Below are 22398 nucleotides of genomic sequence, written 5' to 3'. Positions count from 1 at the left end.
CATCATTCGGACACACTATCGTCATCAGGCGTGAATAAGGTTTCTGCCAAAACCGCAGGGAGCCCGTGATGAAACGCCTAAAAGACAATCAGCCCACAGACCTCGAAAACATGGTCGGCCTGACCCGCCGCAGTTTCATCAGCGCCGGCGCGTTATGCGGCGCAGCGATGTTCCTGGGCGGCGACCTGCTCAGCCGCAGCGTGCTGGCCGCCAGTGTTCAGGCCGCCAATAGCACGTTATTGGGTTTCGGCAGTATTCCCGCCGCCACCGCCGACAGCATCAGTCTGCCGCCTGGCTACACATCGTCGGTGCTGATCAGTTGGGGACAACCGTTGCACACCGACGGCCCCGCGTTCGACCCGAGCGGCAAAGGCAGCGCCGACGATCAAGCCCTGCAGTTCGGCGACAACAACGACGGCATGAGCCTGTTCACCTTCCCCGGCGACAGCCCCGACACCGCCAGCCGCGCCCTGATGGCAATCAATAACGAGTACACCAACTACCGCTACCTGTTCGATCACGGGCAGAACCCGCAATCGGCCGAAGACGTGCGCAAGGCGCTGGCGTCCGAAGGCGTGTCGGTGATCGAGGTCAAGCGCGAAGGCAGCCAGTGGGCGTTTGTGCAGGGCTCCAAATACAACCGCCGCATCCACGGCAACAGCCTGATCCACCTGAGCGGGCCGGCGGCGGGCAACGAGCTGTTGAAAACCGCCGCCGACACCACCGGGCGCAACGTGCTCGGCACCTTCCAGAACTGCGCCAACGGCAAGACGCCGTGGGGCACCTATCTGACGTGCGAAGAGAACTTCACTGACTGCTTCGGCAGCACCGACCCTGCCGCGCTGGACGCCGCCGCCAAACGCTACGGCGTGCTTCCGGCCAGCAGAGAGGTCAACTGGCACCCCCACGATCCGCGCTTCGACCTCACGAAGAACCCCAACGAGTACAACCGCCATGGCTGGGTGGTGGAAATCGACCCGTTCGATCCCAAATCCACGCCGGTCAAACGCACCGCGCTGGGCCGTTTCAAGCATGAAAACGCCGCACTGGCCGAGACCAAGGGCGGCCGCGCAGTGGTGTACATGGGCGACGACGAGCGCGGCGAGTTCATCTACAAGTTCATCAGCCGCGACAAGATCGACCACCGCAACCCCAAGGCCAATCGCGACATCCTCGACCACGGCACGTTGTACGTGGCGCAGTTCGATGACGGCGACAGCCACGCCGATCACCCCAAGGGCCACGGCAAGTGGGTTGAGTTGACCTTCGGCAAGAACGGCATCGACGCCAGCAGCGGGTTTGCCAGCCAGGCCGAGGTGTTGATTCATGCACGGATGGCAGCCAGCGTGGTGAAGGCCACGCGCATGGACCGGCCGGAATGGATCGTCGTCAGCCCCAAGGACGGCCAGGTGTATTGCACGCTGACCAACAACATCAAGCGCGGTGACGACGGTCAGCCGGTGGGCGGGCCCAATCCGCGGGCGAAGAATCAGTACGGTCAGATTCTGCGCTGGCGTGAAGACGCCGATAACGCGTCAGCCATGACGTTCACGTGGGATCTGTTCGTGGTGGCGGGCAATCCGGGTGTTCACAGCGGCACACCGCAGGGCGGCTCGGGCAATATCAGCCCGCAGAACATGTTCAACAGCCCGGACGGCCTGGGTTTCGACAAGGGCGGCCGGCTGTGGATCCTGACGGACGGTGACTCGACCAACCTCGGGGATTTCGCCGGCATGGGCAACAACCAGATGCTGTGTGCCGACCCGGCGAGCGGTGAGATCCGGCGTTTCATGGTCGGTCCGGTGGGCTGCGAGGTGACCGGCATCAGCTTTGCGCCGGACCAGAAAGCGCTGTTCGTGGGTATTCAGCACCCCGGCGAAAATGGCGGCTCGACCTTCCCCGAGCACCTGCCCAACGGCAAGCCGAGGTCGTCGGTGATGGTGATCACGCGGGACGATGGCGGGATTGTCGGGGCTTGATAGCTCAGTGCCTCTGGAGGCGCGCGCTGGCCCGCGATTGCGGTGTGCCAGGCAATGAACACAGCGTCTGATCTGGCGCAATCGCGGGCAAGCGCGCTCCTACAGGCTCACGCATGTCATGTGGGAGGGAGCTTGCTCGCGATAGGCGTAACGCATTGTGTCAGGGTTACCCGCCTGAGTTACCATGACGGGCCCGACGCGGCAGCCTGCTGCGCGCAGGAGTAAGCATGGCCCACCCGTTTGCAACACTCACGCCTGACCTTGTGCTGGATGCCGTCGAAAGCATCGGTTTTGTCAGCGACGCCCGTATCCTTGCGCTCAACAGCTACGAGAACCGCGTCTATCAGGTGGGAATCGAAGACGATCAGCCGCTGATCGCCAAGTTTTATCGCCCCCAGCGCTGGACTACCGAGGCCATCCTCGAAGAACACAGCTTCACCGCTGAGCTGGCCGGCGTGGACATTCCGGTGGTCGCGCCGATGACGCACAACGGTGCGACCCTGTTCGAACACGCAGGCTTTCGCTTCACCCTCTTCCCCCGTCGCGGCGGGCGGGCGCCTGAGCCAGGCAATCTCGATCAGTTATATCGCCTGGGCCAATTGCTCGGACGCATCCACGCTGTCGGGGCCATCAAGCCCTTCGAGCACCGCGAAGCCCTCGGGGTGCAAAACTTCGGTCATGATTCGCTGGCCTATTTGCTGGAAAACAACTGCATCCCCCGCAGCCTGCTGCCGGCGTATGAATCCGTGGCGCGGGATCTGCTCAAGCGGGTGGAAGACGTCTACGCTGCCACGCCGCACCAGAACATCCGCGTCCATGGCGACTGCCACCCTGGCAACATGATGACCCGCGACGACATCTTCCACATCGTTGACCTGGACGACAGCCGCATGGCGCCTGCGGTGCAGGACATCTGGATGATGCTCGCCGGTGATCGCCATGAGTGCCTGAGTCAGCTGTCGGAATTGATGGACGGCTACAATGAGTTCCACGACTTCAATCCCCGCGAACTGGCGCTGATCGAACCGCTGCGCGCCCTGCGCCTGATGAACTACAGCGCCTGGCTGGCCCGCCGCTGGGACGATCCGGCGTTTCCTCACAGCTTTTCGTGGTTCGGCACAGAACGCTATTGGGGCGATCAGGTGCTGGCGCTGCGCGAGCAATTGTCGGCACTCAACGAGGAGCCGTTGAAGCTGTTTTGAATGTTTGAGAAGGATTCTGCCCGGAGGGCGTGGGAGCTTGGCTTGCCAGCGATCGGCCGGGAACCGGTCGTAAATGCTGCAACCGCGGTGTGTCAGGCAGGACCCGTCAACTGGATTTACTGCCGCTACGCGCCAGATCGCTGGCAAGCCAAGCTCCCACGCCCTCCGGGCCGAAGCAGACCACATCGTCACCAAAAACAAAAACCTGCCACAGGACTTTACATGCAAGCCGCCAACCCGCGTCGCGGGTACATTCTTGGGCTCAGCGCCTACATCACCTGGGGATTGTTCCCACTCTATTTCAAACTCCTTTCCAGCGTTCCGGCGATCGAAATCATCGTAAACCGGGCGATCTGGTCGGCGGTGTTTGGCCTGGCGTTGCTGCTGGTCTGGAAACACCCCGGCTGGTGGCAGGAACTGTGCGACAACCCCAAGCGGTTCGCGGTGCTGGCCCTCAGCGGTTCGCTGGTCGCGGCCAACTGGCTGATCTACGTGTGGGCCGTGAACAACAACCACATGGTGGAGGCCAGCCTCGGCTACTTCATCAATCCGTTGATCAACGTGATGCTGGGCATGGTGCTGCTGCGCGAACGCTTGCGGCGGCTGCAATGGGTCGCCGTGATGTTCGCGCTGGTCGGGGTGGCGCAGCAGGTCTGGCAAGTGGGCAGCCTGCCGTGGATCTCCCTGGCGCTGGCGTTCACGTTCGGCTTCTACGGGATCATTCGCAAACAGGCGCCGGTCGCCGCGTTGCCGGGGCTGGTGGTGGAAACCTGGATTCTGGTGCCGTTTGCCATTGGCTGGTTGCTGCTTAACCCCATGGCCCACAGCGCTCAAAGCGAATTCTGGACCACGCGAGAAGCGATCTGGCTGGCAGCGGCCGGGCCGATAACGCTGGTGCCCCTGGTGTCTTTTAACGCAGCGGCCAGGCATTTGCCCTACGCGACGCTGGGCTTTCTGCAGTACATCGCGCCCACTCTGGTGCTGAGCCTGGCCGTGCTGGTGTACGGCGAACACATGGCGCCCAGCACCATCGTGACGTTTGCCTTCATCTGGACCGGACTGGTGATTTACAGCGTTGATGCGTGGATAAGTTTGCGTAGGCGGACATGACAGCCCGCTTTTTGTAGGAGCTGACGACCCTGAGGGAGTCTGCGATGCGGTACATCTGACACATCGCAATCGCAGCCTCCTCCAGGGTCGTCAACGCCTACAGGGCATAGCGATTCCAGCATAAGCCTCAGTCTTGCGACTTGAGCACCAACTCCACCATCAAATCATCGGCCAGGGTTTCGAGGTGCTTTTGCAGGACTTCCAGCGACAGCGTGGTCGGCACGCCCAGCAACGCATTGGCGTGGAACAGCGTCTCGCTGCTCATGGGCGCGGGGGACACGTCGGTGGTCAGGCGTTCGACGTTGACGCCCTGCCCGGTCAGCAATTTGGTGATGTCCCGCACAATGCCCGGCCGGTCATTGCCGACCAGTTCCATGCTGATGGGCGTGTAGGTGCCGGCATTATCGCTACCGCTCTCGGCAAACTGAGTACGGATGCCGTCTCTGGACAACGCTTCAAGCGCGTTGATGAGTTCTTCGCGGGACTCGGCGGGGACGCTCAGCCTCAGGATGCCGGCAAAGTGCCCGGCCATGTGGGTCATGCGACTTTCCAGCCAATTGCCGCCGTGGCGGGCGATGCAGCCGGCAATTTGCTCGACCTGGCCGGGTTTGTCGGGGGCAAAAACGGTGACAACGAGATGATCCACAGTCATTTCCTCACTTATTGCGTTTCGGCAGTCTGGCACAACCGGCGCCGCTGCTGTCGCGAAAGTATAGGCAACGCCTTGTGTCTCATTTTCACGCTACAACTCATGAGGTAGGATTGCGCCGCATCCACTACCAACCCTGAATAAAAAAGTGCGCCCAATTGAAGCGCCGATAGCCAAGCAGAGTGAGGCAAGCAATGACCGAGCACGTTCAAGTCGGTGGCCTTCAGGTCGCCAAAGTTTTGCTGGACTTCGTGAACAACGAAGCCCTCCCCGGAACCGGCCTCGATGCCGCTGGGTTCTGGGCTGGTGCTGACACGCTCATTCACGAGCTGGCGCCGAAGAACAAGGCTCTGCTTGCCAAACGTGATGAGCTCCAGGCCCAGATCGATGCCTGGCATCAGTCCAACGCCGGCAAGCCCCACGACGCCCCGGCCTACAAAACCTTCCTTCAACAGATCGGCTATCTGCTGCCCGAGGCGGCGGACTTTCAGATCACCACGCAAAACGTCGACGAAGAAATCGCCCGCATGGCCGGCCCGCAGTTGGTGGTCCCGGTGATGAATGCGCGCTTTGCGCTCAACGCCTCGAACGCCCGCTGGGGCTCGTTGTACGACGCGCTGTACGGCACCGACGCCATCAGCGAGGCCGACGGTGCCGAGAAAGGCCAAGGCTACAACAAGGTCCGGGGCGACAAAGTCATCGCCTTTGCCCGCAGCTTCCTCGACGAGGCCGCGCCGCTGTTCGCCGGTTCCCACGTCGATTCCACCGCCTACAAACTGGTCGACGGCAAACTGGTGGTCACCCTCAAGGGCGGCAGCAATTCCGGCCTCGCCGATGACGCGCAACTGATCGGCTTCCAGGGCGACGCCTCGGCGCCCACCTCGGTACTGCTCAAGCACAACGGCCTGCATTTCGAGATCCAGATCGACGCGTCCAGCCCCGTCGGCCGGACGGATGCCGCTGGCGTGAAAGACGTGGTGATGGAAGCTGCGCTGACCACCATCATGGACTGCGAAGACTCCATCGCCGCCGTCGACGCCGATGACAAAGTGCTGGTCTACCGCAACTGGCTGGGCCTGATGAAGGGCGATCTGGCCGAAGACGTGGCCAAGGGCGGGACCACCTTCACGCGCATCATGAACGCCGACCGTGTGTACACCTCGCCCACTGGCGAACCGGTGACACTGCATGGCCGGTCGCTGCTGTTCGTGCGCAACGTCGGCCACCTGATGACCATCGATGCGATTCTCGACAACCAGGGCAACGAGGTGCCGGAAGGCATTCTCGACGGCCTGATGACCAGCCTCGCCGCGATCCACAACCTTAATGGCAGCAGCACCCGCAGCAACAGCCGCACCGGCTCGGTGTACATCGTCAAACCGAAGATGCACGGCCCGGAAGAGGCAGCGTTCACCAACACGCTGTTCGGGCGCATCGAAGAAGTCCTGCGCCTGCCGCGTAACACGCTGAAAGTCGGGATCATGGACGAGGAACGCCGCACTACGGTCAACCTCAAGGCCTGTATCCAGGCCGCCAGCGAGCGGGTGGTGTTCATCAACACCGGATTCCTCGACCGCACCGGTGATGAAATCCACACGTCCATGGAAGCCGGTCCGGTGGTGCGCAAAGCGCAGATGAAGGCCGAGAAGTGGATCGGCGCCTACGAAAACTCCAACGTCGATATCGGCCTGAAGTGCGGCCTGCAAGGGCGCGCGCAGATCGGTAAAGGCATGTGGGCGATGCCGGACCTGATGGCGGCGATGCTGGAACAGAAAATCGCTCATCCACTGGCCGGCGCCAACACGGCATGGGTGCCCTCGCCTACCGCTGCGGCGCTGCACGCGTTGCACTACCACAAGGTCGATGTCTTCAAGCGTCAGGCTGAACTGGCCCAGCGCCCGGCGGCGTCGGTCGATGACATTCTGACCATCCCGTTGGCGCCGGACACGAACTGGACGCCGGAAGACATCCAGAACGAACTGGACAACAACGCCCAGGGCATCCTCGGGTACGTGGTGCGCTGGATCGATCAGGGCGTGGGGTGCTCGAAGGTGCCGGACATCAATGATGTCGGGCTGATGGAAGACCGCGCGACGCTGCGTATTTCCAGCCAGCACATTGCCAACTGGCTGCGCCATGGCGTGGTCAACGAGCAACAGGTGATGGACAGCCTCAAGCGCATGGCGCCGGTGGTGGATCGTCAGAACGACGGCGACGCGCTGTATCGTCCGCTGGCGCCTGACTTCGACAGCAACATCGCGTTTCAGGCTGCGGTGGAACTGGTGATCGAAGGCACCAAACAGCCTAACGGCTACACCGAGCCGGTGTTGCACCGCCGCCGTCGGGAGTTCAAGGCCAGGAACGGGTCGTAACCGACCCGGCAAACAAAAAGGCGGCGCGTCTCACGACACGCCGCCTTTTTAATTACAACACTCTCCACTGTAGGAGCGCGCTTGCCCGCGATTGCGCCGGGTCAGACACACTCTTAGCGATTGACACACCGCAATCGCGGGCAAGCGCGCTCCTACAGTTGCCGATTTCAAAGGCGTAGCATCACGCCGCCCCCAACTCCCGCCGCACCAGCTTGAGCAGCTGCTTGGTATTGATCGGTTTGAGCAGAAAATCCACGACGCTCAGGTGCATGGCATCGATGGCATCCCGCACGTGGGCATCGCCCGAGACGATGATGATCGGCAACGCGGCGCGGTCGGAGTCGCGCACCTTGCGGATCAGGTCCAGGCCGTCACACGGCGCCATGCGCAGGTCGGTGATCAGCAGGCCAATGGAAGGCAGTGTTTCCAGCAAGTGCATCGCGCTGTTGCCGCCTGCGGCGGTGATGCAACTGATGTCGCTGAGACTGAGAATTTCAGCGAGCAACTCCCGGGCATCCTTATCGTCATCAACGATCAGCACCCGTTGTGGCGACTGCGACGGTGGCGCGAACATCACCTCGTTGAGGGCTTCGCGCTCTTCATCGCTCAAAATGTCATGATCCAACATATCCGTCTCACTTCCCGTCGACTAAATTCTGACAGCGGATACGACTCTGCTGCATACCCACGGCGTCCTGCCTCGCGTCACCTTCCCGGCTTATGTCCGTCACCGGTTTTACATCACCCATCGAGGGCCACCTAGCCTTTTCATCGCCTAAGACTTACGTCCAATGGGCACTGCCGGGCAAGCGGTCGACCATGGTGCTCATAACAACAAGCGGTGTGAGTCATGAGCAAAGCGGACGCTTTCACCCAGGCAGGCAAAACAGCCGTGTTGCAGAACATCCACGGCACGATGCAATTTCTGCAGAAATTCCCGCCGTTCAACCAGATGGAAAACGCTCACCTGGCGTACCTGGTGGAACAATGCCAGCTGCGTTTCTACGCTACGGATGAGAGCATCATCAAGACTGGCGATGGGCCAGTAGAGCATTTCTATATCGTAAAACAAGGTCGAGTCGTCGGCGAGCGTCCGCATTCGGCCAAGGGCGGCACCGAAACCACCTTTGAAATCACCACCGGCGAATGCTTTCCGCTGGCTGCATTGCTCGGTGAACGCGCGACCCGCACCGAGCACCTGGCCGCCGAGGACACGTTCTGCCTGCAGCTCAACAAGCAGGCGTTCATCAAGCTCTTCGCCCTCTCCAGCCCGTTCCGGGATTTCGCCCTGCGCGGGGTCAGCAGCCTGCTCGATCAGGTCAACCGGGAGGTCAAGCAGAAGGCGGTGGAGACCCTCGGCACCCAGTACTCGCTGAACACCCGCCTGGGCGAACTGGCCATGCGTCACCCCGTAACCTGCGGGCCGGAAATGCCGCTGCGTGACGCGGTCAAGCTGATGGATGAGCAGCAGGTGGGCAGCATCGTCATCGTCGATGAGGCGAAGGCGCCGCTGGGGATTTTCACCCTACGTGATCTGCGTCAGGTGGTGGCCGACGTCAACGCGGATTTCGGCCAGCCCATCGAACGCAGCATGATTCAGGCGCCGTTTTACCTGAGCCCGGACGCCAGCGCCTTCGACGCCGCCATTGCGATGACCGAGCGGCACATCGCGCATGTGTGCCTGGTCAAGGATCAGCGCTTGTGCGGCGTGGTGTCCGAGCGCGACCTGTTTTCCCTGCAGCGCGTGGACCTGGTGCATCTGGCGCGAACCATTCGTACCGCACCGCGCATCGACGCCTTGAGCAACATGCGCGGCGACATCGTGCAGTTGGTGGACCGCATGCTGGCCCACGGCGCGTCCTCGACGCAGATCACCCAAATCATCACGCTGCTCAACGATCACATGGTCTGCCGGGTCATCGAACTGACGCTGGAAGAAACCGGCGACCCCGGCATCCCATTCAGTTGGCTGTGCTTCGGCAGCGAAGGCCGTCGCGAACAGACGCTGTACACCGATCAGGACAACGGCATTCTGTTCGAGGCCGGGGACGCGGCCGAGGCTGCGCATATTCGTGGTCGTCTGCTGTCCATCGCCGAACGCATCAATCAAAGCCTGGCGTTGTGCGGCTTTGCGCTGTGCAAGGGCCGGATCATGGCCAGCAATCCGGAGCTGTGCCTGTCGCGGGTTGAATGGGCGCGACGCTTCGGCGCGTTCATTCGCGAAGCCACGCCGGAGAATCTGCTGTCCTCGAGCATCTATTTCGACCTGCGCGTGGTGTGGGGCGATGACAGCGCGGGCGAGCAATTACGGCGCAGCCTTCTGGATCAAGTGGCCGACAACCAGCTGTTCCAACGAATGATGGCCGGTAACGCCCTGCGCCAGCGCCCGCCGGTTGGGCGTTTCAAAGACTTCGTGGTGGCGCGCAAAGGCAGCGAAAAAGACACGCTGGACCTCAAGACCCAAGGCTTGACCCCCTTCGTGGACGGCGCGCGGCTGCTGGCCCTGGCCAACGGCATCGCCGCCAACAACACCCTGGAGCGCTTGCGGCAACTGGTGGCCAAACAGGTGATTGACCCGTTGGACGGAGCTGCTTATGAAGAGGCCTATCACTTCATTCAGCAAACCCGCATGCAGCAGCACCAGCAGCAGAGCCGCCAACACCTGCCGTACTCCAATCGCATCGATCCGGACGTGCTTAATCATCTGGATCGGCGAATCCTGCGTGAATCCTTCCGCCAGGCGCAGCGCCTGCAAAGCAGCCTGACCCTGCGTTATCAACTGTGAATCCCCGATCCCGATGAAGTTGTTCGAATGGCTCCGGCCACCCAAACGCCCCCAACCCCAGGCGCTGACGCCGCGCCAACTGGTGCGGCTGACGCAATTGCCCCGCAGCAAACCCCTCAGCGAACAGCCGCTGCGTGATCAGCGCTGGGTGGTGCTGGACCTGGAAACCAGCGGCTTGAACATGAGCCGCGACGAGGTGCTGTCCATTGGCGCGCTGGTCATTGAAGACGGCGCGATCGATTTCGCCCAGCAGTTCGAGCGCACCTTGTTGCGCACCGACCACAAGCTCAACCCCAGCGTGCTGATTCATGGTCTGGGGCCAAGCGCGATTGCCGCGGGTACGGAACCGGTGGAGGCGCTGCTGGATTTCATGGAATTTCTGGGCGACAGCCCGGTGCTGGCGTTTCATGCGCCGTTCGATCAGCACATGATCGGGCGGGCGCTCAAGGAGAGCCTGGGCTATCGCCTGCAGCATCACTTCTTCGATGTCGCTGAAATGGCACCGATGCTGTGCCCGCAGGCCACCTTTCGCCAGGCCGGCCTAGATGACTGGACAGGGTTTTTCGGCCTGCACGCCGAGGAGCGTCATCACGCCAGCGCCGATGCGATGGTCACGGCAGAACTGGCGTTGATTCTGTTCAGCCACGCGCGCCGCCAGGACATCGACAGCCCCGCGCGGCTGGATCAGCAACTGAGCCAATGGCGCAGGCGGCAGAAATCCCATTCGTTCTAACGAAAGCTGCGCTGACGCATCGCTCACCGGTGTGAATTACAAATAGGAATCGCTTAGAATCGCGAAGCCGAAACAAGGGCCACTGCCAAGCAGGGGCCCTTTTGCTTTGCGCTCACTCGGATACCTGAACGTCATGAAAAGCCAAACCATTCGCCGCTGGTCTTTTATTCATACGTGGACCAGCCTGATCTGCACGGTCTTTCTGCTCTTGCTGGCGGTGACGGGTTTGCCGTTGGTCTTTCATCACGAGATCGAACACCTGCTGGGCGACGCGCCTGAACTCAAATCCATGCCCGCCGACACCCCGCGGCTGGATCTGCAGCAGTTGGTGGCCGCCGCCGAAGCCCATCGGCCGGGCGATGTGATGCAGTACTACGGCAGCGACGACGATGATCCGAATTCTGTGTTCGCGATCATGGGCGCGACGGCCGGCGGCGATCCCAATGAGTCCCACACCTTCATGCTCGATGCGCGCACCGGCGAAGCCTTCGAGACGCCGTCGGCCAACGGCGGTTTCATGATGGTCATGCTGCGGCTGCACGTGGACATGTACGCAGGGCTGCCCGGCAAACTGTTCCTGGCGTTCATGGGCTTTCTGTTTGTTCTGGCGATTGTCTCGGGCGTGGTGCTGTACGCGCCGTTCATGCGCCGGCTTGAATTTGCCACCGTGCGGCCGAATAAATCCCGCCGCGTGCGATGGCTGGATCTGCACAACCTGATCGGGGTCGTGACCCTGACCTGGGCGTTGGTGGTGGGGGTGACCGGTGTCATCAGCGCCTGCGCCGACCTGCTGATCTCGGCGTGGCGCGCCGAGAGCATGACGGCGTTGATCGCTCCGTACAAAGACGCTCCTGCGCTGGTGCAACGGGCACCTGCCACTCACCTGCTGGAGATTGCCGAGCGCGCGGTGCCGGGCTCGGAGGCTGACTTCATTGCCTTCCCCGGCACCCGGTTTTCCAGCGAGCACCACTACACCGTGTTCATGAAGGGCAATACCCACCTGACCTCGCATTTGCTGACCCCGGTGTTGATCGACGCCAAGGACCTGAGCGTCACCGCTGTGGTGGCGCGGCCTTGGTACATGGACGCCATGAGCCTGTCGCAGCCGCTGCACTTCGGCGATTACGGCGGCATGCCGATGAAAATTCTGTGGGGGTTGCTGGATGTGTTGACCATCATCGTGCTGGGCAGCGGCGTGTACCTGTGGTGGGTCAGACGTCGGGCCGCTGCACCGGCCAGACTCCCGCACGCCGAGGTCGCCCGTTGAAACGCTCGACGTTCTGGAAAGTGTTCGCCCATCCCACCTGGATTGCCGTACTGACAGGCGCAGGCCTGTTCGCCGCATTGCTGGGGGATGGCTGGTGGGATTCGCTGGCGTGGCTGGGGATGACGATTCCGGCGGTGCTCAGCGCGAAGGGCTTGATGGTGCGTCGCAGCGCTTAGGTTCATACAACCCTGTAGGAGCCGACGCGCTGGCGAAGCGCGTTACGCGGTGTGTCAGCCAGATCGCTTCGCGAACAAGTTCGCTCCTTCAGTTTGAAGATGATTCCACCCCTCGTTACACGCCAGTTACATATTGAAATACATCCCCCAATTAAAGCTATTTCAATTGACAACAAAACGTGAGTTTGACTAAATCCAGTCATACGACGACGTATAACGATCGCCGCCTATAACAACAATTCAAATGAGTGGTCTCGATGAAAATCAAAGGCATCCGCTGGTGGATGGTCGCGCTGATTATGGGCGGTCTGATCGTCAACTACCTCGCTCGCAACACCCTTTCCGTTGCCGCGCCAACGATGATGGCCGAGCTCGATATTTCCACCGAACAGTATTCGCACGTGGTCATCGCCTGGCAGATGGGCTACGCCTTCATGCAGCCGGTGGCGGGGTACGTGATTGATGCCATCGGCACCAAGATCGGTTTTGCGATCTTCGCCGTGTCCTGGTCGGTCGTTTGCGCCGGCGCGGCGATGGCGACCGGATGGCAAAGCCTGGCGTTTCTGCGCGGTCTGCTGGGCATCACTGAAGCGGCGGGTTTCCCGGCGGCGATCAAGGCCACCACCGAATGGTTTCCGGCCAAGGAGCGCTCGGTCGCCATTGGCTGGTTCAACATTGGCTCGTCCGTCGGCGCGCTGCTCGCGCCGCCGCTGGTGGTCTGGGCGATCCTGCACAGCGGCTGGCCAGTGGCATTCATCCTCGTCGGCGTGCTGGGTTTGGTCTGGAGCGCCATGTGGTTGCTGCTGTACAAGCACCCCACCAATCAACGCCTACTGGGGGACGAAGAACGCGACTACATCCTCGCCGGCCAGGAAAACCACCTCAAGGACGCCCCGACTCAGCGCGCCAGCTGGAAAAAAATCGTCGGCACCCGCAACTTCTACGCCATCGCCTCGGCGCGCATGCTCTCAGAGCCGGCGTGGCAGACCTTCAACGCGTGGATTCCGCTGTACCTGATGACCGAACGCCACATGAACATCAAGGAAATCGCCATGTTCGCCTGGCTGCCGTTCCTCGCGGCGGACATCGGCTGCGTCCTGGGCGGCTACCTCAGCCCGTTCTTCTACAAGCACTTCAAGGTCTCGCTGCTGACCTCGCGCAAGATGGTGATGGTGTTGGGATCGCTGTGCATGATCGGCCCGGGCTGCATCGGCCTGGTGGACAGTCCGTACATGGCCATCGCGCTGCTGTGCGCGGGCGGGTTTGCGCACCAGACGCTGTCGGGCGCGCTGTACTCGATCACGTCGGACTCCTTCGGGAAAAACGAAGTCGGCACTGCGACGGGACTGGGCGGGATGTGCGGATTCATCGGCGCGGCGCTGTTCACGCTGGTGCTCGGGATCATGGTCACCAAAGTCGGCTACAGCCCGCTGTTCGTAGCGCTGGCTGCCTTCGACATCGTCGCGGCGATCATCATCTGGTTCGTGACCAAGCCGTTGATCACACCCCTGGACACCGCCAATGCCACGGGCCCTTCGGCGCATCAGGCGGACGGTTTGCCGACGACCTGACGGAGCGATTTGCCAACAACCTGTAGGAGCTGACGAGCCCGTGCGAGGCTGCGATTGCGGTGTGTCAGATGTACCCCATCGCAGCCTTCGTGCCTCGGCAGCTCCTACAGGTTTGTGTCGCTCACAATCCGGCAATCAACAATCAGGCTTGTCCGCGATGTAACGCCGGGCCGGGTTCACCGCGGCGCCGAACTCACGCAACGCCTTGGCGCCGATCAGCAGCGGGTAGTTGAAGTGGCTGCGGTCGACCAGGTTGACCTCGACCGTGCGTTTCACGTCCCCCAGGCATAACTCCAGATCCACCACCGGGCGTTTGGTCGGATCGACCAGCTCGTCGTCATCGTCACCGTCGGCACGGCCCTTGATGCGGCTGATGCGCGACACCTTGTGCTCGTACACTTTGCTGCTGGCATCTTTGGTGGCCAGACGGAAGCGTACCCAGTCATCGCCATCGCGCTTGAACAGTTCGATGTCCTTGGCCGACAGCGATGCCGTGAGGGCGCCGGTGTCCATCTTGGCCTTGAAGGTTTCACCGAATTCAGACACCTGAATATATTCGTAGCGGCCATACAGCGTGGGTTCGGCGGCCATGACAGGCAAGGCCAGCAGGGAAAGGAGCGCCAGAAGAGATTTCACGTAACAGGTTCCTCGAAAGAGATGAGCCGGGCATGAGCCCGATTTAGACCGCAAGCCCGCACTTCGTTCGCTCGCGAAAAAGAAGCCGACTGTACCTGCAACGGCGTGAAAGGTGCGTGATCGACTGGTGGATTTGGCGTCGCGGGCATTGCTGACTATCATTGCGCGCCCTCATGCCTTTCGAGTCGTTCTATGCGTCGCCTGTTAACCGGTCTGTTCGTCACCCTGCTGCTCCTGCTCAACACCCTCGTGTTCTTCGGGCCGTTGATGGTGTTCGCGCTGCTCAAGCTGGTGTTCCAGGGCGAAATGCGTGATCGATGCTCGTGGGCGGTGATGTGGATCGCCGAGACCTGGGCCGAGATCGACAAGCTGATTTTCAAGCTGTGCATCCCGACCCAGTGGGATATCCGCGGCAACGATGGCTTGCGTGACGACACTTCGTATCTCGTCATCAGCAACCATCAGTCCTGGGTCGACATCCCCGCGCTGATCGAAACCCTCAACCGACGCACGCCGTTTTTCAAATTCTTCCTGAAGAAAGAACTCATCTGGGTGCCGTTCCTGGGCCTGGCGTGGTGGGCGCTGGATTACCCGTTCATGAAGCGCTACACCAAGGCATTTCTGGCCAGGCACCCGGAGCTCAAAGGCCAGGACCTGGAGATCACCAAGGCGGCCTGCGAGCTGTACAAGCGCCAGCCGGTCACGGTGGTGAATTATCTGGAAGGCACGCGTTTCACCCCGGCCAAACAGGCCGAGCAGAACTCGCCCTACACGCATTTGCTCAAGCCCAAGGCGGGCGGCGTGGCTTTTGTCCTGGCCGCCATGGGCGAACAGCTGGACGCGATTCTCGACGTGACCGTGGTTTATCCACAGGAGCGGATACCTGGGTTTTGGGACCTGTTATGCGGGCAGGTGCCGCGCGTGATCATCGACATCCAGACCCGCGAACTTGACCCGGCCCTGTGGCAAGGCGATTACGAAAACGACCCGGCGTTTCGCGAACAGGTGCAGGACTGGGTGAACACGCTGTGGCAAGAGAAGTGCGCACGCATCGCCCGGCTGCGCAACGAATAGCCCCTCGCCCATAAAAAAGCCCCCGGTCTTGTGGACCGGGGGCTGCTTCGTTTCAGCGCGGGTCAGGGGTGAATCCGCTCCACCGCCGCCGCGACACCTTCGCCGTAGGCGGGGTCGGCCAGGCTGCAGTGATCGATGTGCAGCTGGATGATCGGCGCCGACACACCTTGCAGTGAACGGGCGGTGTTTTCGAACAACGCCAGTTGCTGCGCGGGCGCCATCAGGCGGAACAGATCGCCGGGCTGCGAGTAGTAGTCATCATCCACCCGGTGATTCCAGTGGTCCGCCGCGCCTTCGATGGACAGCGGTGGCTCCCTGAAGTCCGGTTGCTCCTGGAACGCGCCTTTGGTGTTCGGCTCGTACGAGGTCATGCCGCCACGGTTGCCGTCGACCCGCATCACGCCGTCGCGGTGATAGCTGTTGACGTGCAGCGCGGCCCGCGGCGAGTTCACCGGGATCTGGTGGTGGTTGACGGTCAAACGGTAGCGCTGCGCATCCCCGTAGGAGAACAGACGCCCCTGCAACATCTTGTCCGGCGAGAAGCTGATGCCCGGCACGACGTTGGACGGCGCGAACGCGGACTGCTCTACGTCAGCGAAGTTGTTTTCAGGGTTGCGGTTCAGCTCGACCACGCCCACTTCGATCAACGGGTAGTCCGCTTTCGGCCAGACCTTGGTCAGATCGAACGGGTTCAGGTGATACGAGCCCGCATCCTTCTCCGGCATGATCTGCACGAACAGCTTCCAGCGCGGGAAGTTGCCGCTCTCGATGCTTTCATACAGATCGCGGTGGTGCGATTCGCGATCACGGCCGACCAGTTCCTGGGCTTCGGCGTCGGTCAGGTTGGCGATGCCTTGCTGCGACACGAAGTGGAACTTGACCCAGAAACGCTCGTGCTGGGCATTGAGGAAGCTGTAGGTGTGGCTGCCAAAACCGTGCATCTCGCGGTAGCTGCGCGGGATACCCCGATCACTCATGACCACGGTCACCTGGTGCAAGGCCTCCGGCAGCTGGGTCCAGAAGTCCCAGTTGTTTTCAGCGCTGCGCATGCCGGTGCGGGGGTCGCGTTTGACGGCGTGGTTGAGGTCGGGAAACTTCAGCGGGTCGCGCAGGAAGAACACCGGTGTGTTGTTGCCCACCATGTCCCAGTTGCCTTCCTCGGTGTAGAACTTGAAGGAGAAGCCGCGAATATCACGCTCGGCGTCTGCCGCACCGCGCTCACCGGCGACGGTTGAAAAGCGCGCGAACATTTCGGTCTGCTTGCCGATGCCGGAGAAAATTTTGGCACGGGTGAATCGGGTGATGTCGTGGGTCACTGTGAAGGTGCCGAACGCGCCGGAACCTTTGGCGTGCATGCGGCGCTCAGGGATCACTTCGCGGTCAAAATGCGCCAGTTTTTCCAGGAACCAGACATCTTGCAGCAGCGCTGGGCCACGCGGGCCGGCTGTCTGGATATTCTGGTTATCGGCCACCGGGGCGCCGGAAGCGGTCGTCAATTTGTTGTTCATGCGCGTTGTCTCCACAGGTAAAACATTCATCCGGGAAGGCCATCTCAACCAGCCCGTTGTCTTGTCGATGGCGGCAACGATATGCAAAAAGGTGGCACATAGCTCATTGGCACTGCATACCAGAGAGATAGGCGTACTCAATGAGCCAGCGTGTAGGTGATAGTCCAGGCAAATAAAAAGGCGAGCCCTAAGGCCCGCCTCTTTATTCCTGACGCAGCTCACATGCCGATCAAACCGCGACAGGCGCCTTGATGCTCGGGTCAGCGTCGTAACCGACGATTTCGAAATCCTCGAAGCGGTAGTCGTAGATGCTGTCGGGACGACGATTTATCTTCAGCGTCGGCAGCTTCTTCGGCGTACGGGTCAGCTGGGTCGCGATCTGCTCGGCATGGTTGGCGTAGGCATGGGTGTCGCCCAGGCTGACGATGATCTCGTGGGGGATCAGGTCGCATTGCTGCGCCAGCATGTGGGTCAGCAACGCCAATGCCGCCGTGTTGTACGGCAGACCGAGGAACACATCGGAGCTGCGGATATACAACTGCATCGACAGTTTGCCGTCGGCCACATACGCCTGATACAGCAAATGGCAGACAGCCAACGCCTGACGCCCGGCCTTGACGTTCTCCTGCGGCGAGAGTTTTTCGTCCGGCAGGTATTCGGTGTTCCAGCCGTGGAACAGAATCCGCCGGCTGTTGGGGTTGTTCTTCAGGCAATCGACCATGTAGTCGATCTGGTTGATCTTGCCGCCATCCCTGGTCGGCCAGCCGGTCCACTGCGCGCCGTAGACCGGGCCAAGATCGCCCTCTTCGGTGGCCCACTCATCCCAGATGGTCACGCCGTTTTCGTTGAGCCATTTGGTATTGGTGTTGCCACTGAGCATCCAGATCAGCTCGTTGGCGATGCTCTTGAAGTGCAGCTTCTTGGTGGTCAGCAGCGGGAAGCCATCGGCCAGGTTGTGGCGAAACTGGCGACCGAACACAGCGGTGGTGCCGGTGCCGGTGCGGTCGCCCTTGCGCGTGCCGTTATCAACGACGTCCTGCAGCAGTTCAAGGTATTGCTTCATGCCCTGGGGCCTCTCTGTATCGATGAAGCGCCGGACAGTCACGTCCGGCGGCTCAGTATTAAACGGTCGCGTTGCGGGCTGCGGGGTCGCGGTGGTACGCCAACCAGATCAAGATCAGCCCGGCGACGATCATCGGCAGGCTGAGCACCTGGCCCATCGTGAGCCAGCCCCAGGCCAGATAGCCCAGTTGCGCATCCGGCACGCGGACGAACTCGACCACAAAACGGAAGATGCCATAGAACAGCGCGAACATGCCGGACACGGCCATGGTCGGGCGCGGTTTACGCGAGTAGAAATACAGGATCAGGAACAGGGCAACGCCTTCCAGCGCAAACTGATACAGCTGCGACGGGTGACGCGGCAGCTGGGCCGGGTCGCTGAACGGCGGAAAGATCATGGCCCACGGCAGGTCAGTCGGTTTGCCCCACAACTCGGCGTTGATGAAGTTGCCGATGCGCCCGGCGCCCAGACCGATCGGCACCATCGGCGCAATGAAGTCCATGAGCTGGAAGAAGGACTTGCCGTTGCGCTTGCCGAACCAGTAGGTCGCGATCATCACGCCGATGAAGCCGCCGTGGAACGCCATTCCGCCTTTCCAGACTTCAAAGATCAGCAGCGGGTTGGCGATGTAGTTGGGCAGGTCGTAAAACAGCACGTAGCCCAATCGCCCGCCGACGATGACCCCCATGGCGACCCAGAAGATCATGTCCGAGAGCTTTTCCTTGGTCCAGGTCGGATCAAAACGATCCAGACGACGGGACGCAAGAAACCAGGCGCTCCCGATACCGACCAGGTACATCAGGCCGTACCAGTGGATTTGCAGTGGGCCGATGGCAACCGCTACCGGGTCAATCTGCGGGTAAGGCAGCATTGCGACTCCTTAGTGAAACGCTCTGCGAGCGACAAGACAAAACGGGATCAAATCAGAAAACGCCTGCCCGCGACCACCGGCATCAATGCGAACGGGCGTTGCCTGATCACGGGCGCTCTTCAAAACAGTCCGGCATGTTACCGGAAGCACGACGCTGTGCTCTAGCGGCGTGCGATGGATGTCCGCCCGATGACTGGGTACAGTGGCGAAAAAGGAGTCCTGCATGTGCCTGATCGTATTCGCCTGGCGTCCGTCCCACCCGCAACCCCTGGTGCTGGCCGCCAACCGCGACGAGTTTTATGCACGCCCGACACAGCCCCTGGCACAGTGGAAGGATGCGCCGCAGGTGTACGCCGGGCGTGACCTGGAAGCCGGCGGCACCTGGCTTGGCATCAACGCTGACGGGCGATTTGCCGCGCTGACCAATATCCGGAATCCGGATCAACCGCTGGGCAGACGTTCACGGGGCGAACTGGTTGCTCAGTTTCTGACCAACGACCTGTCGATGGATGAGTACTTGCTGGCGGTGGCTGACCGAGCCGGAGAATACGGCGGCTTTAATCTGTTGGTGGGCAACCGAGAAGAGCTGTATTTCCTCAGCGCCATCGATCCGGTACCGCGCCCGTTGAGTGAAGGCGTGTATGGCGTGTCCAACGCCGGCCTCGACACGCCGTGGCCCAAGCTGGTCAAGGCTAAGGCGGCGTTAAGCGCGCAGTTGAATGACCCGCAGCCGGCGAGGCTGTTTGATTTCCTGGCGGACGCTGACGTAGCGCCGGTTGCCGATTTGCCCGAGACCGGGGTTGGCCTGGCGACTGAAACGTTGCTGTCGAGCGTTTTCATCGCCAGCCCCACGTACGGGACCCGCGCCAGCACGGTGTTGATCGTCAATGCAGACGGCCGTCGACAGCTGATCGAACACAGCTTCGGGCCGTATGGAGGGCGGTTGGGAGAAGTTGAGCTGGGTATCTGACCTGCGCGGAGGGGCCTCTGTAGGAGTGATCTTGCTCGCGATTGCGGTGTGCCAGATGTCAGGAATGTGGCTGACATGACGCCATCGCGAGCAAGCTCACGCCTACAGGTGACGGCGACTGTCTTAAGATAAGCGGGAATCAGTGGCCCTTAACGGACCCCGGATTGATCATCCGCGACAACCCGAGATTACGCAGCGCCAGTTGCAGCGAGCTGTTGATCACCTGCGGATTATCGTTGGTCATCAACTGCGCCAGCAGCTCCTTGGCCTTGCTCAGGTGGATCTGGCGCAGCATCCACTTCACTTTCGGCAGGTTGGTGGCGTTCATCGACAAGCTGTCGAATCCCATGGCCATCAGCAGCACGGCAGCGGCCGGATCACCCGCCATCTCGCCGCAAATGCTCACCGGCTTGCCTTCGGCGTGGGCGTCGCGCACCACGTTCTGCAGCGCTTGCAACACCGCCGGGTGCAGGTAGTCGTAGAGATCAGCCACACGCGGGTTGTTGCGATCCACCGCCAACAGGTACTGGGTCAGGTCGTTTGAACCGACGGACAGGAAGTCCACCTGCCGCGCCAGCTCACGGGTTTGATACACCGCCGCGGGCACTTCGATCATCACGCCCACAGGCGGCATCGGCACGTCGGTGCCTTCATCGCGCACCTCGCCCCAGGCCCGGTGAATCAGGTGCAATGCCTCTTCGGTCTCATGCGTGCCCGAAATCATCGGCAGCAGGATCCGCAGGTTGTTCAGGCCTTCGCTGGCCTTGAGCATCGCGCGGGTCTGCACCAGGAAGATTTCCGGGTGATCAAGGGTGACGCGAATGCCGCGCCAGCCGAGAAACGGGTTATCTTCCTTGATCGGGAAGTACGACAGCGCCTTGTCACCGCCGATGTCCAGCGTGCGCATGGTCACGGGCAGCGGATGGAACGCAGCAAGCTGCTCACGGTAGATCGCCAGCTGCTCTTTTTCGCTGGGGAAGCGCTGGTTGATCATGAACGGGACTTCGGTGCGGTACAGGCCCACACCTTCGGCGCCGCGCTGTTGAGCGCGCGCCACATCGGCCAGCAAACCGGTGTTGACCCACAACGGCATGCGGTGGCCGTCCAGCGTCACGCACGGCAACTCCCGCAGCGATTCAAGGCCTTGGGACAGCTGACGCTCTTCCTCGACCACCACCGAGTACTGCTTGCGCAGGATCTCGCTGGGGTTGGTGAACACTTCGCCGTGATAGCCGTCGACGATCAGCTGAATGCCATCAACCTTGGAGTACGGCAGGTCCACCACGCCCATGACCGTCGGAATACCCATCGCCCGGGCCAGGATCGCGACGTGGGAGTTGCCCGAACCAAGAACCGAAATCAGACCGACCAGCTTGCCTTCCGGCACCTCGCCGAGCATCGCTGGCGTCAGTTCTTCGCTCACCAGAATCGTGTTTTCGGGGTACACCAGCGTTTGCTGGCGCGCTTCCTGAAGGTACGCCAGCAAACGGCGGCCGAGGTCCTTGACGTCCGAGGCGCGCTCCCGCAGGTAGGCGTCGTCCATCAGCTCGAAGCGTTTGACGTGCTCGTTGACCACCGAGCGCAATGCGCCCTGTGCCCATTGGCCGGTCTTGATGACATTGGTCACTTCGCTGCCCAGGGAGGCATCGTCGAGCATCATCAGGTAAACATCGAACAGCGCGCGCTCTTCCGGGCGCAATTGCGTGGCCAACTTCGCCGAAAGGGTACGCATGTCGCTGCGCACGCCTTCCAGCGCGGTGTTGAACAGCTTGAGTTCGGCTTGAATGTCGGTAACGGTCTTGTCGGGGACGACTTCCAGGTCGGCCGGCGGCAGCATGACAACGGCCATCCCCACCGCAGCGCCTGGCGAGCCGGGTACACCGACGAATCGGGCTTCCTGAATGCCCTTGCCCTGACGCCCAAGCCCCCGGATCGAGCCGGTGGCTTCAGCGTGAGCGATAACGCCGGCGAGCTGGGCGCTCATGGTCACGAGGAAGGCCTCCTCCCCTTCGTCGAACTGACGGCGCTCCTTTTGCTGGATGACCAACACCCCGACCACGCGACGGTGGTGAATGATGGGGGCGCCTAGAAAGGAGGCGTAGCGTTCCTCGCCGGTTTCAGCGAAGTAGCGGTAACGCGGGTGATCAGCGGCGTTTTCGAGGTTAAGCGGTTCTTCGCGAGTGCCGACCAGACCGACCAGGCCTTCATTGGGCGCCATGCTGACTTTGCCGATGGAGCGCTTGTTCAAGCCCTCGGTGGCCATCAGCACGAAACGATTGGATTCGGGGTCGAGCAAATAGACCGAGCACACCTGACTGCTCATGGCCTCTTTGACGCGTAACACAATAATCCCCAACGCCGCCTTGAGATCCTTGGCGGAGTTAACTTCCTGGACGATCTTGCGCAGCGTATTGAGCATGGCTCGGGGTCGA

General features: G+C 61.5%; 18 protein-coding genes. 11 read left to right on the top strand and 7 right to left on the bottom strand.

The window, feature by feature from the left end; genetic code table 11:
* Positions 1–68 precede the first annotated feature (68 nt).
* The 3 genes from ABQX22_RS12715 (at position 69) to rarD (ending at position 4291) form a co-directional block, all read left to right on the top strand.
* The gene (locus ABQX22_RS12715) at positions 69–1979 is read left to right on the top strand and encodes a PhoX family protein (RefSeq protein ID WP_349799971.1); all 1911 of its coding nucleotides are present in this window, start codon (positions 69–71) and stop codon (positions 1977–1979) included.
* Positions 1980–2206: 227 nt separating this feature from the next.
* Positions 2207–3181, top strand: a complete 975-nt coding sequence (locus tag ABQX22_RS12710; RefSeq protein ID WP_349799969.1) for a serine/threonine protein kinase — start codon at positions 2207–2209, stop codon at positions 3179–3181.
* A gap of 222 nt (positions 3182–3403) precedes the next feature.
* On the top strand, positions 3404–4291 hold the full coding sequence (rarD, locus tag ABQX22_RS12705) for an EamA family transporter RarD (RefSeq protein WP_349799967.1): 888 nt from the start codon (positions 3404–3406) through the stop codon (positions 4289–4291).
* A gap of 127 nt (positions 4292–4418) precedes the next feature.
* On the opposite strand, the gene ABQX22_RS12700 is transcribed toward rarD, so the two are convergent.
* A complete protein-coding gene (locus tag ABQX22_RS12700; protein WP_349799965.1) occupies positions 4419–4937 on the bottom strand; it encodes a glycine cleavage system protein R in 519 nt (172 codons plus the stop codon).
* A 197-nt stretch (positions 4938–5134) separates the two neighbouring features.
* Between ABQX22_RS12700 and ABQX22_RS12695 the strand changes: the two genes are divergently transcribed.
* Positions 5135–7312, top strand: a complete 2178-nt coding sequence (locus ABQX22_RS12695; protein ID WP_349799963.1) for a malate synthase G — start codon at positions 5135–5137, stop codon at positions 7310–7312.
* Between the two features lie 181 nt (positions 7313–7493).
* Here the strand turns inward: ABQX22_RS12695 and ABQX22_RS12690 are convergent, their stop codons facing one another.
* Complete coding sequence (locus ABQX22_RS12690; RefSeq protein WP_349799962.1) at positions 7494–7940, bottom strand: response regulator; 447 nt, start codon at positions 7938–7940, stop codon at positions 7494–7496.
* A 222-nt stretch (positions 7941–8162) separates the two neighbouring features.
* On the opposite strand from ABQX22_RS12690, the gene ABQX22_RS12685 reads away from it, so the two are divergent.
* The 5 genes from ABQX22_RS12685 (at position 8163) to ABQX22_RS12665 (ending at position 13844) form a co-directional block, all read left to right on the top strand.
* The gene (locus tag ABQX22_RS12685; protein ID WP_349799960.1) at positions 8163–10097 is read left to right on the top strand and encodes a putative nucleotidyltransferase substrate binding domain-containing protein; all 1935 of its coding nucleotides are present in this window, start codon (positions 8163–8165) and stop codon (positions 10095–10097) included.
* A 13-nt stretch (positions 10098–10110) separates the two neighbouring features.
* The gene (locus ABQX22_RS12680; RefSeq protein ID WP_349799958.1) at positions 10111–10830 is read left to right on the top strand and encodes a 3'-5' exonuclease; all 720 of its coding nucleotides are present in this window, start codon (positions 10111–10113) and stop codon (positions 10828–10830) included.
* 133 nt (positions 10831–10963) lie between these two features.
* A complete protein-coding gene (locus ABQX22_RS12675) occupies positions 10964–12097 on the top strand; it encodes a PepSY-associated TM helix domain-containing protein (RefSeq protein ID WP_349799957.1) in 1134 nt (377 codons plus the stop codon).
* A complete protein-coding gene (locus ABQX22_RS12670) occupies positions 12094–12273 on the top strand; it encodes a hypothetical protein (RefSeq protein WP_349799955.1) in 180 nt (59 codons plus the stop codon). The genes ABQX22_RS12675 and ABQX22_RS12670 overlap by 4 nt, the downstream gene beginning before the upstream one ends.
* A gap of 257 nt (positions 12274–12530) precedes the next feature.
* Positions 12531–13844, top strand: a complete 1314-nt coding sequence (locus tag ABQX22_RS12665; protein ID WP_349799954.1) for an MFS transporter — start codon at positions 12531–12533, stop codon at positions 13842–13844.
* A gap of 135 nt (positions 13845–13979) precedes the next feature.
* Here the strand turns inward: ABQX22_RS12665 and rloA2 are convergent, their stop codons facing one another.
* A complete protein-coding gene (gene rloA2, locus ABQX22_RS12660) occupies positions 13980–14480 on the bottom strand; it encodes a retropepsin-like aspartic peptidase RloA2 (RefSeq protein ID WP_349799952.1) in 501 nt (166 codons plus the stop codon).
* Between the two features lie 192 nt (positions 14481–14672).
* Between rloA2 and ABQX22_RS12655 the strand changes: the two genes are divergently transcribed.
* Entirely contained in the window at positions 14673–15554 is an 882-nt protein-coding gene (locus ABQX22_RS12655) for an acyltransferase (protein ID WP_349799950.1), read from the top strand.
* Between the two features lie 62 nt (positions 15555–15616).
* Here ABQX22_RS12655 and ABQX22_RS12650 read toward each other — a convergent pair whose 3' ends face one another.
* The 3 genes from ABQX22_RS12650 to lgt all read right to left on the bottom strand — a co-directional run bounded on the left by ABQX22_RS12650 (position 15617) and on the right by lgt (position 18996).
* Entirely contained in the window at positions 15617–17062 is a 1446-nt protein-coding gene (locus tag ABQX22_RS12650) for a catalase (RefSeq protein WP_349799948.1), read from the bottom strand.
* Positions 17063–17291: 229 nt separating this feature from the next.
* Positions 17292–18125 (bottom strand): thymidylate synthase, encoded by an 834-nt coding sequence (locus tag ABQX22_RS12645; RefSeq protein WP_349799946.1) that lies wholly within the window; start codon positions 18123–18125, stop codon positions 17292–17294.
* Between the two features lie 58 nt (positions 18126–18183).
* Positions 18184–18996, bottom strand: a complete 813-nt coding sequence (gene lgt, locus ABQX22_RS12640) for a prolipoprotein diacylglyceryl transferase (RefSeq protein ID WP_349799944.1) — start codon at positions 18994–18996, stop codon at positions 18184–18186.
* 223 nt (positions 18997–19219) lie between these two features.
* Here lgt and ABQX22_RS12635 point away from each other — a divergent pair, with 223 nt between their 5' ends.
* Entirely contained in the window at positions 19220–19966 is a 747-nt protein-coding gene (locus tag ABQX22_RS12635) for an NRDE family protein (protein ID WP_349799942.1), read from the top strand.
* A gap of 139 nt (positions 19967–20105) precedes the next feature.
* Here ABQX22_RS12635 and ptsP read toward each other — a convergent pair whose 3' ends face one another.
* Positions 20106–22385, bottom strand: coding sequence for a phosphoenolpyruvate--protein phosphotransferase (ptsP, locus tag ABQX22_RS12630; protein ID WP_349799941.1), 2280 nt, complete (start codon positions 22383–22385; stop codon positions 20106–20108).
* Positions 22386–22398: the final 13 nt, after the last annotated feature.

Origin of the sequence: Xanthomonas sp. WHRI 1810A, assembly GCF_040202885.1 — a bacterium.
GTDB lineage: Bacteria > Pseudomonadota > Gammaproteobacteria > Pseudomonadales > Pseudomonadaceae > Aquipseudomonas.
Note: the sequence above shows the minus strand (reverse complement) of the source record. Positions and strands in the feature narration are given on the sequence as shown.

What these genes read in the sequence shown, in the direction of transcription:
- ABQX22_RS12715 (WP_349799971.1), top strand. Translation starts at nt 69, where the DNA reads ATGAAACGCCTAAAAGACAATCAGCCCACAGACCTCGAAAACATGGTC.
- ABQX22_RS12710 (WP_349799969.1), top strand. Translation starts at nt 2,207, where the DNA reads ATGGCCCACCCGTTTGCAACACTCACGCCTGACCTTGTGCTGGATGCC.
- rarD (WP_349799967.1), top strand. Translation starts at nt 3,404, where the DNA reads ATGCAAGCCGCCAACCCGCGTCGCGGGTACATTCTTGGGCTCAGCGCC.
- ABQX22_RS12695 (WP_349799963.1), top strand. Translation starts at nt 5,135, where the DNA reads ATGACCGAGCACGTTCAAGTCGGTGGCCTTCAGGTCGCCAAAGTTTTG.
- ABQX22_RS12690 (WP_349799962.1), bottom strand. Translation starts at nt 7,940, where the DNA reads ATGTTGGATCATGACATTTTGAGCGATGAAGAGCGCGAAGCCCTCAAC.
- ABQX22_RS12685 (WP_349799960.1), top strand. Translation starts at nt 8,163, where the DNA reads ATGAGCAAAGCGGACGCTTTCACCCAGGCAGGCAAAACAGCCGTGTTG.
- ABQX22_RS12680 (WP_349799958.1), top strand. Translation starts at nt 10,111, where the DNA reads ATGAAGTTGTTCGAATGGCTCCGGCCACCCAAACGCCCCCAACCCCAG.
- ABQX22_RS12675 (WP_349799957.1), top strand. Translation starts at nt 10,964, where the DNA reads ATGAAAAGCCAAACCATTCGCCGCTGGTCTTTTATTCATACGTGGACC.
- ABQX22_RS12665 (WP_349799954.1), top strand. Translation starts at nt 12,531, where the DNA reads ATGAAAATCAAAGGCATCCGCTGGTGGATGGTCGCGCTGATTATGGGC.
- ABQX22_RS12655 (WP_349799950.1), top strand. Translation starts at nt 14,673, where the DNA reads ATGCGTCGCCTGTTAACCGGTCTGTTCGTCACCCTGCTGCTCCTGCTC.
- ABQX22_RS12650 (WP_349799948.1), bottom strand. Translation starts at nt 17,062, where the DNA reads ATGAACAACAAATTGACGACCGCTTCCGGCGCCCCGGTGGCCGATAAC.
- ABQX22_RS12645 (WP_349799946.1), bottom strand. Translation starts at nt 18,125, where the DNA reads ATGAAGCAATACCTTGAACTGCTGCAGGACGTCGTTGATAACGGCACG.
- lgt (WP_349799944.1), bottom strand. Translation starts at nt 18,996, where the DNA reads ATGCTGCCTTACCCGCAGATTGACCCGGTAGCGGTTGCCATCGGCCCA.
- ABQX22_RS12635 (WP_349799942.1), top strand. Translation starts at nt 19,220, where the DNA reads ATGTGCCTGATCGTATTCGCCTGGCGTCCGTCCCACCCGCAACCCCTG.
- ptsP (WP_349799941.1), bottom strand. Translation starts at nt 22,385, where the DNA reads ATGCTCAATACGCTGCGCAAGATCGTCCAGGAAGTTAACTCCGCCAAG.